Origin of the sequence: Paractinoplanes tereljensis (genome assembly GCF_016862435.1) — a bacterium.
In the GTDB taxonomy this organism is placed as follows: Bacteria; Actinomycetota; Actinomycetes; order Mycobacteriales; family Micromonosporaceae; genus Actinoplanes; species Actinoplanes tereljensis.
This window is the reverse complement of the sequence record NZ_BOMY01000060.1, coordinates 104576-118456: the sequence shown is the minus strand read 5'-3', so window position 1 is coordinate 118456 and position 13881 is coordinate 104576. Positions and strand designations below refer to the sequence as shown.

The following is a 13881-nucleotide window of genomic DNA, read 5'->3' as shown; positions in this document are numbered from 1 at the left end:
CTCAGTTTGTGCTCAGGCCGCGTTCGCTGCCCTTCTTGAGCTTGCGGTCGTCGCGCAGCTCCAGGAAGGGCTCGTCAGAGGGGTCATGGCCGGCCGCGATGGCCCGGCCCCGCTCCAGTTCGGCGTCGAGTTCGGCGCCGAGCAGGATGGCGATGTTCGAGATCCACAGCCAGACCAGGAAGGCGATGACGCCACCGAGCGTGCCGTACGTCTTGTCGTAGTTGGCGAAGTTGCCCAGGTAGATCGCGAACGCGCCGGACGCGATGAGCCAGAGCACCACGGCGAAGATGCCGCCGGGGCTGACCCACCGGAAACCGCCGGTCTTGGCGTTCGGCGACGCCCAGTAGAGGATCGCGAACATCAGGCTGATCAGCACGATCAGCACCGGCCACTTGGCGATGTTCCAGGTGGTCACGGCGACGCCGCCGAAGCCGAGCTTCTCGCCGACCACCCGCGCCACGTCGCCGGTGAAGACCACGATGACGGCCGACGCGACAAGCATGAGGCCGATGATCCCGGTGACCGAGACCCGGATCGGCAGGGTCTTCCAGATCGGCCGGCCCTCGGGCACGTCGTAGACGGCGTTCGAGGCACGCATGAACGCTGCGGTGTACCCGGAGGCCGACCAGAAGGCCAGCACGATACCGAGGATCGCGGTGAAGCTGGACGCGCCGCTGTCGCTGACGTTGTCGAGCACGGTGTTGACCAGGGTGGTGATCTGCTCGTTGCCGGTCAGCTCGCTGACCGTGTCCTTGACCGTCTCCTGCCCGTTCGGCCCGAGCAGGCCGGCCAGCGACACCAGCACCAGCGCACCCGGGAAGATCGACAGCACGCCGTAGTAGGTGAGGGCGGCCGCCCAGTCCGAGATGTTGTCCTCGGAGAACTGCTTGAAGGTGCGCTTGATCGCGGCGACCAGCCCCTTGGCGCCGAGCTGGCTGGGGTGATCGGGCCCGGCTTCGGGCGGCGTGGCCTTTCCGTCATAGGCCTTCTCCGGACCCGTCTTGGTGGTGGCCGCGGCGGCGATGTCGTAGTCGTCAGAGCCTGTCGCGTAGGCCTTCTCGTCGCGCTCCGCACGATCCTCGGAGCGGCGATCAGTCCCGGCCGGCGAGTCGGACCTGGCGGTTTCCGGAGCGGGCCGGGCGGTTTCCGGGGCGGACGGGGCGGCTTCCGGGGCGGATCGGCCGGCTTCCGGGTCGGACCTGCCGGCTTCCGAGTCGGACCTGTGGAAAAGCTTCATAACGGGATCCCATCCGGGCGAAGGCAGTCATCACGGCAGCCCTCCGCACGTGCTCAACCTCCCCGCCACGTGCGAATACGACCAGTACTGCAATGCCCACGCAGCGCGCCTTCCTAACGCCCCGGAGCGGGGACTGGCACGACCATCCGCTGCCAACTTTTGCTTTTGGTGACGAAAGTTGGGAGAGATTCGGGAGAAGGTCTGGACTGCTGCGGCAGAACGAGCCTAGTGTGACCGACACAACACCAGGTGTTCGACAGTGCGGTCCGGAGGTGTCCGTGTTTCATGCCGATGCTCCCCACCTGCGGATTTTGCGGCTTCTGCGGGACGAAGGGGCGGTTTCCCGGGCCGAGCTCGGGGACCGGTTGGAGCTGACCCGGCCGCGCCTCCTCGCCGAGGTCGAGCGCCTGGTCGGGGTCGGGCTGATCGCCGAGGCCGGGATGGCGGCGTCGCGCGGCGGGCGGCGCTCGACGCTTGTCGAGATCCATCCGCGGTTGCGGTTCGCGGCCGTCGACCTCGGGGCCAGCTCGATCGACATCGAGGTGGTGAACGGGCGGCTGGAACCGGTGGCCACCTATCGCGAGGCCGCCGACATCCGGTCCGGGCCCAAGGTGATCCTGCAGCGGGTCAACGAACTGCTGGCCAAGGCCCGCATCGACGGCGCCTACGAGCGGCTCGACGGGGTGGGCATCGGGGTGCCCGGCCCGGTCAGCTTCCGGGACGGGGTTCCGGTGTCGCCGCCGATCATGCCGGGCTGGGACCGTTACCCGGTGCGCGAGCTGCTGGCCCGCGAGCACGGCTGCCCGGCCGTGGTGGACAACGACGTCAACATCATGGCCATCGGCGAACGGCACGGCGGGGTCGCGCACTCGGTGGACGACTTCCTGTTCGTCAAGATCGGCACCGGGATCGGGTGCGGCATCCATCTCGGCGGCACGGTCTATCGGGGGATCGACGGGTGCGCCGGCGACATCGGGCACATCCAGGTCGATGCGAACGGGCCGTTCTGCTCCTGCGGCAACGCGGGCTGCCTGGAGGCGCTGTTCAGCGGGGCCGCGCTGGCCCGTGACGCGCTCGCGGCGGCCCGGGCGGGGGAGTCACCGGCGCTGGCCGAGCGGCTCGCCGGGGCCGAGGAGCTGACCGCCCGGGACGTGGCGGAGGGGGCGGCCGAGGGGGACGTCACCTGCATCCGGCTGATCCGCGAGGGCGGCCGGCGGGTCGGTGGGGTCCTCGCCACGCTGGTCTCCTTCGCCAACCCTTCGATGATCGTGATCGGGGGTGGTTTGGCCCAACTCGGGCACGTGCTACTGGCTGAGATCCGCAGCGTCGTCTACCGCCGGTCGTTGCCGCTGGCCACCGGCAACCTTCCGGTCGTGCTGTCCGAGCTGGGCGGTCGCGCCGGGGTGACCGGCGCCGCCGTACTGGCCAGCGACATGGCCTTCGAGCAGGCGTCATGAGCGCCCCGGGGGCCACCGGCGCCGCTGTCCCGGGCGCCGCCCCGGTTCTCCGTCTCACGGATGTCGTCAAAACGTTCCCCGGCGTCCGGGCGCTCGACGGCGTCCAGCTCGAAGTGAACGAGGGCGAGGTGCACTGCCTGCTCGGGCAGAACGGGGCCGGCAAGTCGACGCTCATCAAGGTCCTCGCCGGCGTGCACCACGCCGACAGCGGCGAGATCAGCTGGCTCGGCGAACCGTTCGCGCCGGCCACCCCGCAGGCCGCCATGCGGGCCGGCATCGCCACCATCTACCAGGAACTCGACCTGGTCGACGACCTGTCGGTGGCGGAAAACGCGTTCCTCGGCCATGAGGAGAGCCGGTTCGGCTTCACCCGGCGGCGGTCGTCGGCCGCCAAGACCCGGCAGATCCTGGCCCGGCTCGGCCACCCGGAGATCCCGGCGCGCCGGCTGGTGAAGCACCTGCCCGCGGCCGGCAAGCAGATCGTCAGCATGGCCCGTGCCCTGTCGCACGACGCCCGGCTGATCGTCATGGACGAGCCCAGCGCTGTGCTCGCTCATGACGAGGTCGCCAACCTGTTCCGGATCATCCGGGAGCTGACCGCGCAGGGCATCGCCGTCATCTACATCTCGCACCGGCTGGCCGAGATCCGCGAGATCGGCGACCGGGTGACGGTCCTCAAGGACGGCCGCACCACGGCCGCCAACCTGCCCGCGCGCACCACCCCGACCCGGGAGCTGGTCGGCAAGATGACCGGGCGCAGCATCGAGTACGTCTTCCCGCCGCGCCGCCCGCGCGACGAGACCGAGCCGATCCTGGTGGTGGCGGGACTGACCCGGCACGGCGAGTTCGCCGACGCGACCCTCGCGGTCGCCCCCGGCGAGATCGTGGGAATCGCCGGCCTGGTCGGCTCCGGCCGTTCCGAGCTGCTGGAGACCATCTTCGGGGCCCGCCGCCCGGACAGCGGAACGGTCACCATGGACGGTCGCCGGGTCACCGGCGTCGGCGGGGCCGTCGCCCGGGGCATCGGGATGGCCCCCGAGGAACGCAAGAGCCAGGCCCTGCTGCTGGACGAGCCGGTCTACAAGAACATGACCCTCGCCTCGTTCAGCGGCTTCGCGCACGGCGGCTTCACCGACACCCGGGACGAGCGGGCCGCCGCGCTCAAGACCGCCGACCTGCTCGAGCTGCGGCCGCGTGACGTCGACCGGCCGGTGCGCACGCTCTCCGGCGGCAACCAGCAGAAAGTGGTGGTCGGCCGCTGGCTGCTCGGTGGCACCAAGCTGCTGCTGCTCGACGAACCCACCCGCGGCGTCGACGTGGGTGCCCGGGCCGAGCTCTACCAGGTGATCCGCGGCCTGGCCGAGGACGGCGTGGCCGTGCTGCTGGTCTCCAGCGAGGTGCCCGAGGTGCTCGGCCTGGCCGACCGGGTCCTGGTCATGCGGGAGGGCCGGCTCATCCACGAGGCCCCGGCCGACGAACTCGACGAAGACACCGTTCTCGACCTCGTGATGGCGGGGTCACTTCTGGAGGGAGAGCCGGCATGACCGCCTGCACCGAGCGGCACCACCGTAAGTTGCTCGCCCAGGCCGCAGGCGAGGGCCAGAAGGGCATGCCTGAGGCAGGTGCAGCGTGACCGCAGAAGCTGTGCGGGCAAAGAAGCCGCGCCAGATCGATGACGGGGTCATCCGCAATCTGGGTCTGGTCGGGGTGCTGATCATCCTGGTGGTCATCGGGATCGTCACCCGGCCCGAGCTTTACTCCGACCCGACCTGGGTGCGCAACAACGTCCTGACCATCCTGCAGCAGGCCTCCGCGATCGGCGTGGTCACCGTCGGGATGACCTTCGTGATCATCGGCGGCGGCATCGACCTGTCGGTCGGCGCGATCATCGCCCTGTCCGGCGTCTGGGCCACCACCCTCGCCACCCAGAGCTACGGCGCGGCCGGCATGATCTTCACCGCGCTGGTCGTCGGCGTCGCGGTCGGCGTCGTCAACGGCGTGCTGATCTCGTACGGGCGGCTCGTCCCGTTCATCGCCACCCTCGCGATGCTGGTGTCGGCCCGCGGTCTCGCCGCCCAGATCTCCGGCAAACAGACCCAGGTCTCGGCCAACGACACGATCAACAACATCGCCTCCACCAAGCTGATCGGCATCCCGCTGCTGGTGTGGATGCTCGCCGCGGTGGTGGCGGCCGGCTGGGTGCTGCTCAACCGCACCACCTTCGGCCGGCGCACGGTCGCGGTCGGCGGCAACCCGGAGGCGGCCCGGCTGGCCGGCATCAACGTCAAACGACACACCCTGATGCTGTACGCCCTGTCCGGGCTCTGCTGCGGGATCGCCGCGATCATGCTGACGTCCCAGGCGACAAGTGCCCAGGCCGCCATGGCGAACCTCTACGAACTCGACGCGATCGCCGCGGCGATCATCGGCGGCACGCTCCTCAGCGGTGGCCGCGGCACCATCGTCGGCGCCCTCTTCGGGGTGCTGGTGTTCTCCACCATCACCAACCTCTTCGCCATCAACAACCTCTCCACCGAGGTCCAGAACATGGTCAAGGGCGGCATCATCGTCGCCGCCGTGTTGATCCAGCAGTTCCGGTACCGCTCCTTAACGCAACTCCTCAAGCGCTGATCTCTCGCCCGGCCGCTCTATCCGGGTACCCCTTGGGAGGAATCATGTCCGCTTTGTCTCGCAGGCGCGTTTTGTTCGGTGGCGCCGCTGTCGGCGCCGGCGCCCTTCTCACCGCGTGCACCAGCAACGACCCCGGCACCGACGCCCAGGTCAAGACCAACTCGAGCGGGGACGCGAACGCCGCCCCCGGCACCAAGGTCGTCATCGGATTCTCGGCCCCGGCCGCCGACCACGGCTGGATCGCCGCGATCACCAACAACGCCAAGGCGCAGGCCGCCGCGTACACCGACGTGGAATTGAAGACAGTCGAAGCCGGCGCCGACGCGGCGGCGCAACGGGCCGCCCTGGCCACGTTGATCGCCCAGAAGCCGACCGTGCTGGTGATGCTCCCGCACGACGGCAAGGAGCTCAACGCCACCGGCCTGGAGGCGATGCGGGCCGGCATCCCGGTGGTCAACCTCGACCGCGCGTTCCCGTCGCAGGCCGCCTACCGGCTGCAGATCAAGGGCGACAACTACGGCATGGGCCTGGCCGCCGGCGACTACATCGGTGCGCAGCTCAAGGCCAAGGGCGTGAGCAATCCGATCATCGGGGAGATCCCCGGCATCGACTCGCTCGAGCTCACCCAGGAACGCACGCAGGGATTCAACACCGCCCTCGCCGCGTACGGCTTCAAGGTCGCCAACCGCAGGCCGGCCGAGTTCACCGCCGACTCGGGCCAGGCGTCCGCGACCGCCCTGCTGCAGGCGCTGCCCAAGATGGACGCGCTCTGGAACCACGACGACGACCAGGGCATCGGCGTGCTCGCCGCGATCAAGCAGGCCGGCCGCAGCGAGTTCTTCATGGTCGGCGGGGCCGGCTCGAAGGCCGCCATCGACCAGATCATCGCGGACAACAGCGTGCTGAAGGCGACCGTCACCTACAGCCCGTCGATGGCCTCGTCGGCGATCTCGCTGGCCCGCCTGATCGGCCAGGGCAAGGGCATGACCGACCTGGTCGAGCTGCAGGTTCCCAAGGAGATCACCCTCGCTTCCGAGACGATCACCAAGGAGAACGCCGCGAAGTACGCGAAGCTTGGCTTCTGACAACACTTCCTGAAATAGGGGGATTCATGGCGGGACAGCTGCGGGTCGGCATGGTCGGCTACGCGTTCATGGGTGCCGCGCACTCGCAGGCCTGGCGCACCGTCAACCACGCGTTCGACCTGCCGCTGTCGGCACGGATGCGGTTGGTGTGCGGCCGTTCCCCGGACGGGGTGGCGGCCGCCGCCGAGAAACTCGGCTGGGAGGAACACACCACCGACTGGCGGTCGGTGATCGAGCGGGACGACATCGACCTGGTCGACATCTGCACGCCCGGTGACACGCACGCCGAGATCGCCCTCGCCGCGCTCGCCGCCGGCAAACACGTGCTGTGTGAGAAACCCCTGGCCAACTCGGTGGCCGAGGCCCGGGAGATGGCCGCGGCCGCGACCGCGGCACAGACCCGGGGCGTACGCACGATGTGCGGTTTCAACTACCGCCGGGTGCCCGCGGTGGCTCTCATGCGCCGGATGGTCGAGGCCGGCCGGATCGGCGAGATCCGCCACGTGCGTGCCGTCTACCTGCAGGACTGGATCGTCGATCCGGAGTTCCCGCTGGTCTGGCGCCTGCGCCAGGAGGTGGCCGGGTCGGGCGCGCTCGGCGACATCGGGGCGCACATCATCGACCTGACCCAGTTCGTGACCGGCCAGTCGATCCGGTCGGTCACCGCCACCACCGAGACGTTCGTCAAGTCCCGCCCGCTGCCAGGGGCTTCCACCGGCCTGTCCGCGTCGGCCTCCGGAGCCGAACGCGGCGATGTCACGGTGGACGACGCCGCGCTGTTCCTGGCCCGGCTCGACGGCGGGGCGATCGCCACCTACGAGGCGACCCGCTTCGCCACCGGCCGCAAGAACGGGCTGCGGGTCGAGCTCAACGGCTCGCTCGGTTCGCTGGTCTTCGACTTCGAGCGGATGAACGAGCTCGGCTTCTACGACGCCACGCGGCCGACCGCCGAGCAGGGCTTCAGCCGCATCCTGGTGACTGAGCCCGAGCATCCCTACATGGCGGCGTGGTGGCCGCCCGGGCACCTGATCGGTTACGAGCACTCGTTCACCCACGAGATGCGGGACCTGATCGAGGCGATCGGCGCCGGCCAGGACCCGGCGCCGTCGTTCACCGACGCGCTGCAGGTTCAGCTGGTGCTGGACGCGGTGGCCCGCTCGGCGTCGACGTCGCAGTGGACCGAGGTCGAGCCGGTCGGATAAACGTCCGTCGCGGAGCCGGCGAGGGAACGGCACGGTTGCGCCCCGTGCCGGGGCCGGCCCGCGACGGTACGGCTCGCGACGGTACGACGTGCTGTGCAGCCGTCCGAGTGATCTTTCGTCCGCACGGGTGATCGTCGCGTGCGTGTCCGAAATTGCACATGATGCACATAGATAGCGCTCTCCGGGGGTCTCCGGCCCTACCCGCGCGCATCTCTACTGGCAGGTCACCCTAGCCGGACACATCGGTGACCGCCGATCTTCTCGGCACCCCTCGATCATGTTGGTGCCGGTCACCGCGTCGCACGGCGCGTACGCCGCTGATCCTGTGGACACATGACGCTCGTATCCGGGGGTAGAGGGACCCCACGGATGGAGGCGTCATGTCAACGCGACGGACCAACCCGCATGCGTCGAGCAACGGCGGCGGCATGGTCCATACTGGACGCCGAAGCACGCGCAGATGCACGTGCATATGCACCGGTGCGCTTGTCCGGGGAGGACTCTGATGCGGCTGAGACATCCTTCCGGCCGGATCGTGCACCTGAGTTGTGAGGTCGCCCCGCGACCCGCGAGCAATCTACCGGGCCTCGTCGCGCGGCTCGACACCTATGGGGCCGTCCGGGCCCGGCTCGGTGTCGACCAGCTCGGCGTCAACCTGTGGCTTCCCCCCGCACTCGCCGCCGCCCTCGCCGTAGAGAGCCGCGCCCGCACCCGGCTTCGTGCCGAACTCGATGCTCGCCGCCTCGAGGTCGTCACGATGAGCGGGGCGCCCTTCGCCGAGGGCGGCGGCGAGCAGCCCACCACGGAGAACGAACCGGCGTGGACCGAACCGGCCCGCCGGGAGTACACGCTGGACCTCGCCCGCATCCTGCTCGACCTGCTCGACGCCGAGGCGGTCCGCGGCGCGGTCAGCACCATCGGGTTCGGCCCGCGGGCCGGCTGGGCCGAGGCGTCCGACAAGGCGAGCCTCGGCATCCTGCGCCGGCTCACCGCTGGCCTGGCCGACCTGGCCTGGCAGAACGGGCGCGCGGTCCGGGTCGGCTTCCAGCCCGCGCCGGGCTTCGTGCTCGACACCCCCGAGCAGACCGTGGCCGCACTCAGCCGCATCGACCGGGACCGTCTCGGGGTCTGCCTCGACCTCGGCCACATCGCCCGCAACTGGACCGACCCGGCGGCCGGCATCGAGTCGGTCACCGACGCCGGGATTTCGATCATCGAAGTCCGGCTCACCGCCGTGCCCGGCGGCACGACCGAACCATGGCGCACCGCCCTGCGACAGGTTTTCGGCGCCGCCGGGCCCCTCACCGAGTACCTCACGTTGCTCTCGCGCTACCCGGACCCGACCCCGGAGCAGATCGCGGCCGACGTGGCGTACCTTCTGGCCGAGCTCGCCGCCCTCGGCCTGTCGCCGGAGAACGAGCCCTGCCCCGTGCGTTAGCGGGTATCGCGCCGCGCCCTGCCCCGGCGATAGAGTCGGTGGTGGTTCCGCCGTTCGGCGGGCTGCTCCGGGAGGCGCAAACCCGGCGCGGCCGCGACACCGGCCCGGCGGTGCCGACCCGAGGTCGGCCTTCCCTCGCCGCCCGCCGATGACGGCTGCGAGCAGGGAGTCAGACACCATGGCCCGACCCATCACGCTCTTCACCGGCCAATGGGCCGACCTGCCCTTCGACGAGGTGTGCCGGCTGGCCGCCGAGTGGGGCTACGACGGGCTCGAGATCGCCTGCTGGGGTGATCACTTCGAGGTCGACCGGGCGCTCGCCGAGCCCGACTACATCGACCGCAAGCGCGAGCAGCTCGAGAAGCACAACCTGAAGGTGTTCGCGATCTCCAACCACCTGGTCGGCCAGGCGGTCTGCGACCACCCGATCGACGAGCGCCACCAGGACATCCTGCCGCCGTCGATCTGGGGTGACGGCGAGGCCGAGGGGGTGCGGACCCGGGCCGCCGAGCGGATGAAGGACACCGCTCGCGCCGCCGCCAAGCTCGGCGTCAAGACCGTCGTCGGCTTCACCGGGTCGTCGATCTGGCACACCGTGGCGATGTTCCCGCCCGCCTCGCAAGCCATGATCGACCGCGGTTACCAGGACTTCGCCGACCGCTGGAACCCGATCCTCGACGTGTTCGACGAGGTCGGAGTGCGCTTCGCGCACGAGGTCCACCCCAGCGAGATCGCGTACGACTACTGGACCACCCGCCGGGCCCTCGACGCCATCGGGCACCGGCCGGCGTTCGGGCTGAACTGGGATCCGTCGCACTTCGTGTGGCAGGACCTCGACCCGGTCAACTTCATCCTCGAGTTCAAGGACCTGATCTACCACGTGGACTGCAAGGACGCCAAGGTCCGCACCGGCGACGGCCGGCGCGGGCGGCTCAGCTCCCACCTGCCGTGGGCCGACCTGCGGCGCGGCTGGGACTTCGTGTCGACCGGGCACGGCGACGTGCCGTGGGAGGACTGCTTCCGGGCGCTGAACGCGATCGGCTACGACGGTCCGATCTCGATCGAGTGGGAGGACGCCGGGATGGATCGCCTGGTCGGCGCGCCCGAGGCCCTCCAGTTCGTGCGCCGGCTGGCCTTCGACGCGCCGGGCGCCGCGTTCGACGCGGCCTTCTCGTCCTCGTCCTGACCGCGGGGTGAAGGGGCGGGCCACGCCCGCCCCTTCACCGTCACCGCTGTTGCTGCTGCTCGCCGGCTATCCGCACCAGCTCGACGAGACCGCCGGCGTACTCCTGCGACTCGGCGTGGGCCTCGGCGTACGGCGGCTGGAAACCGACGCCCTCCCACTGCTGGGTCGAGGAGTTCCAGAGGTCGTTGCCGATCTCGAAGTCCCAGGCGTCGATGCCCAGGTCGTAGTAGAGCTGGTCGGCCGAGTTGCCGGCCGCCGAATACAGCACGTCGGCGACCGGCCCGGTGTACGACGGCCAGGTCACCGTCCCGCGCTCGGCCGAGATCGCGCCGACGATGCGACGCGCGCTGTCCAGGAAGAACTTCGACTCGTCGATCGACGGCCGGGGCAGCGTCACCCGCCCGTCGGCCCGATAGGCGCCCGGCGGCCACATGAAGTAACCGCCGTAGCTGTGCACGTTCAGCGCGAACTTGATGTTCGGGTGCGCCGACGCGAGAGCGATCACGTTGCCGCTCTCCGCCTCGGACAGTTCCGCGGTGCCCGCATAGGTGCCGGACAGGCAGTTCGCGCTGCCACCCACGTAACCGTCGAAATAGGAGCCGACCGCGTAGTTGCGGTTCACGTCGACACCCCAGGAATCGCGGTAACGCGGGTCACGGCTGGTACCCGTACAGTGATTGACCAGGTTTTTGCGTTGGAAGTTGAAGTCGTTGAAGGAGTAGTTCGCGCCGTCCGGGTTCACCGTGGGAATCACGAAGATGTCCACCGTGTCGACCAGTTGCCGGGTGGCCGCGTCGGTCGCGTAATTGGCCAGCAGCCGTTCCGCGAATTCCAGCGTCACCAGCGGGGTCGCCCATTCACGCGCGTGTTCCTGGCTGTACGCGAGCACCCCGATCTTCGAACCGTCCCGCACCCTGCCGATGCGCAGCGCCTGCACGGTCCACGGTTTCTCGCTGACCTCGGTGCCTTTCAGCCCGTCGTCCAGCCGGACCGGCCCGGCCACCGGCATCGGCAGCCCGGCCGAGCCGCTCTCGACCGAGGCCTGGAACAACCGCGGATACTTCGCCGAGATGAAGGCGGCCACGTCGTCGGTCGAGCTGATCACCTTGCCGCCGGCATCGGTGGCCAAGGTCAAGGTCAGGACCCGATCGCGGTACGCCGCGGAAAGCGGTCGATTCGCCAGCTGCGGATCGACGGTCTTCACCTGGACACCGTTCATGCCCTGATCGCCGAACTTCACCGACTCGACCACGATGGCGGCCGCGTTCGGGTCACCCAGGTAGGCCACCGCCGTACGCCGATAGCCCTGGGTCTTGTTCGGCAGGTTGAGAACGTCGAGAAGTTTCGGGTACTGCTTCTTGAGCCGCTTGATGCGCGCCGCGATATCGGTCGGCGTCATGTAGGCGTCGACGAAATCCTTTTGATAGCCGGTCGGCAGCGCCGGGGGAGTGGCATTCGGCCAGACCGCCGGAGTGACCGTTCGGCTCTTTCCGCCCAGGCTCGAGGTGGCCACGACCGAGACCGGTTTCGCCGGCAACGGCTGCGGAAGCGCGTAGTGGTATTGGTATTCGCCGGAATCCTCGAAACGCACCAGCTGATAGGAGCCGGTGGCCCCGTCGGCGGTGGTCCAGGTGACGGTGATCTCGACGTCCGGATCGGCGGTCGCCGTGGTCGCGACCTGGGTCTGCAGGAAGGTCTGCCCGCCGGTGGTCCACCAGTACGCCTGCAGGAACTGCAGCGTGTCGGCGGCCAGCCGTTGCGGAGCGAGCGTCGCCTGGCTCGCCGTGCTCTCCCGCTGGATCACCTGGACCGGCTGGGCGCCCGCGCTGGTCAGCGCGGCCAGCTGGGCGTCGTCGACCACCAGATCGGCGAGCACGGCGCCGTCGGCCGAGGTGCGCGGCCGGGCGGCGATGTCGGCGCCCTCGGCGACCAGCCGCTGCAACGCGGCCTCGTCGGGAAGGCGGAAGCGGATCAGGGCGTGCTCCGCGTCGCCCAGCGTGATGGCGGCGGCTTCTGTCGCTTTTGTTGAGGCGCCGGCTTCAGCCGGCGTCAGCGAGACGGTGAGAAGGGCGGCGGAGAGCGCCGCTACCCATCGAGACCGTGGTGACATCGCACCCCCTCAGTGCTCGTGCAGCAGGGCGTGGGTCTGGCTGATCTCGGCCCAGGACTTGGGCGTCGCCGGCGTGGCCTTCTTCGCTTTTCCGGCCGCCGAGGCGAGCACCGGCTTGGCCGGGGTGTAGAGCCAGGCCTGGAACAGGGCGGCCAGGTCCTGGCCGGAGATCTTCTCGGCCAGGGCGGTGAACTCGGCGGTGGTGCCGTTGCCGTAGCGGTGCTCGGCCGTCCAGGTCCGCAGGATCTCGAAGAAGGCGTCGTCGCCGACGGCCACCCGCAGCTGGTGCAGGGTCATCGCGCCGCGGTCGTAGACGGCATCACCGAACAGCTCGGCGACGCCGGGATCGGCCGGCGCGGTGGTCCAGATCGAGGCGTCGTCCGGGTACGTCGCGTACAGGTAGTCGAAGATCTCCTGGGCGGTGCCCTCGTCGTTCTTCTCCGACCACAGCCACTCGGCGTAACTGGCGAAGCCCTCGTTCAGCCAGATGTGCTGCCAGTCGGCCACCGACACCGAGTCGCCGAACCACTGGTGGGCGTTCTCGTGCACGACCACCGACGTGTTGGCGCCGCGGCGGAAGAACGAGGCCCCGAAGTTCGGGCGGGTCTGGGTCTCCAGGGCGAAGCTGACCGTGCCGGGCGGCATGACGACGCCGCCGCGCGCCTCGAACGGCCACGGGCCGAACAGGGTGCTCTCCCAGTCGGTGATCTCGGCGGTGCGTTCCACGCTGGCCTGCGCGCCGTCCCGCCACTCGGGGCTGAGCAACTGCGAGTACGCGTTGTAGACGGTCTGGCCGTTCGCGGTGGTGTCCTGGGTGATGTCGTACTGGCCGACGGTCAGGAAGGTCAGGTAGGTGGCCTGCGGTTTCAGCGACCGCCAGCTCCACCGGGTGTAGCCGAGCGTCTCCTGCACCGGCGGGCGCGGCATGGTGCCGTTGCTGATCGCCTCCACGCCGGTCGGCACCGACACCGAGACGTCGAACGTCGCCTTGTCGGTCGGGTGATCGTTGCTGGGGAACCACCACCAGGCGATCTCCGGCTCGCCGATGGCGAGGGCGCCGTCGGGCGTCCGGGTCCAGGCGGTGAAGCCGGCCGCGACCTTGGTCGACGGCACCCCCGAGTACTGCACGACGACGGTCATCGCGCCGCCGTCGGCGATCGTCCGGGCCGGGGTGACGACCAGCTCGTGGTCGCCCTCGCGGGCGAACGTGGCGGGGCGGTTGTTCACGTAGATCGACGAGACGTCGAGCACGAAGTCGAGGTTGAAGCGGCTCAGGTCCTGGGTGGCGGTGGCCAGGATGGTGGTGGTGCCGGTGAGCTTGTCGGTGCTGGGGGTGTAACGCAGCCGGATGTCGTAGTGGCCGACGTCGTAGCCGCTGTTGCCGTAGTCCGGGAAATAGGTGTCGCCCAGTCCCGGTCCACCCGGTGCCGGGGCGGCCTGCGCCGGCACTCCGGTCACGCCCAGGGTCAACGCTGTGGCGGCCATCGCCACGAGCAGTCGTCGCACGGGAAGTCCTTCCTCGCTTTTGGCTAGGT

Annotated in this window: 10 protein-coding genes; 7 read left to right on the top strand and 3 right to left on the bottom strand. The window is 69.7% G+C overall.

Annotation, left to right across the window (positions count from 1 at the left end; all coding sequences use genetic code 11):
• Window position 1: 1 nt before the first annotated feature.
• Window positions 2-1237 (bottom strand): YihY/virulence factor BrkB family protein, encoded by a 1236-nt coding sequence (locus tag Ate02nite_RS45140; protein ID WP_239148178.1) that lies wholly within the window; start codon window positions 1235-1237, stop codon window positions 2-4.
• A 272-nt stretch (window positions 1238-1509) separates the two neighbouring features.
• Here Ate02nite_RS45140 and Ate02nite_RS45135 point away from each other — a divergent pair, with 272 nt between their 5' ends.
• From Ate02nite_RS45135 to Ate02nite_RS45105, 7 genes are all read left to right on the top strand, one after another.
• Complete coding sequence (locus Ate02nite_RS45135; protein ID WP_438871328.1) at window positions 1510-2694, top strand: ROK family protein; 1185 nt, start codon at window positions 1510-1512, stop codon at window positions 2692-2694.
• Window positions 2691-4238, top strand: coding sequence for a sugar ABC transporter ATP-binding protein (locus tag Ate02nite_RS45130; RefSeq protein WP_203814145.1), 1548 nt, complete (start codon window positions 2691-2693; stop codon window positions 4236-4238). Before Ate02nite_RS45135 ends, Ate02nite_RS45130 begins: the two co-directional genes overlap by 4 nt.
• Before the next feature lie 85 nt (window positions 4239-4323).
• Window positions 4324-5325 carry an ABC transporter permease gene (locus Ate02nite_RS45125; protein ID WP_203814144.1) on the top strand — a complete coding sequence of 334 codons (1002 nt, stop codon included), beginning with the start codon at window positions 4324-4326 and terminating at the stop codon, window positions 5323-5325.
• Between the two features lie 44 nt (window positions 5326-5369).
• On the top strand, window positions 5370-6410 hold the full coding sequence (locus Ate02nite_RS45120; protein WP_203814143.1) for a substrate-binding domain-containing protein: 1041 nt from the start codon (window positions 5370-5372) through the stop codon (window positions 6408-6410).
• A gap of 26 nt (window positions 6411-6436) precedes the next feature.
• A complete protein-coding gene (locus tag Ate02nite_RS45115) occupies window positions 6437-7612 on the top strand; it encodes a Gfo/Idh/MocA family protein (RefSeq protein WP_203814142.1) in 1176 nt (391 codons plus the stop codon).
• Window positions 7613-8117: 505 nt separating this feature from the next.
• Window positions 8118-9050, top strand: a complete 933-nt coding sequence (locus Ate02nite_RS45110) for a sugar phosphate isomerase/epimerase family protein (protein WP_203814141.1) — start codon at window positions 8118-8120, stop codon at window positions 9048-9050.
• Between the two features lie 178 nt (window positions 9051-9228).
• On the top strand, window positions 9229-10236 hold the full coding sequence (locus Ate02nite_RS45105) for a sugar phosphate isomerase/epimerase family protein (protein ID WP_203814140.1): 1008 nt from the start codon (window positions 9229-9231) through the stop codon (window positions 10234-10236).
• A gap of 40 nt (window positions 10237-10276) precedes the next feature.
• Here the strand turns inward: Ate02nite_RS45105 and Ate02nite_RS45100 are convergent, their stop codons facing one another.
• Together Ate02nite_RS45100 and Ate02nite_RS45095 are read right to left on the bottom strand one after the other, a co-directional pair.
• The gene (locus Ate02nite_RS45100) at window positions 10277-12346 is read right to left on the bottom strand and encodes a M14 family zinc carboxypeptidase (RefSeq protein ID WP_203814139.1); all 2070 of its coding nucleotides are present in this window, start codon (window positions 12344-12346) and stop codon (window positions 10277-10279) included.
• A gap of 9 nt (window positions 12347-12355) precedes the next feature.
• Window positions 12356-13831, bottom strand: a complete 1476-nt coding sequence (locus tag Ate02nite_RS45095) for a M1 family metallopeptidase (protein WP_438871330.1) — start codon at window positions 13829-13831, stop codon at window positions 12356-12358.
• Between the last annotated feature and the right edge of the window lie 50 nt (window positions 13832-13881).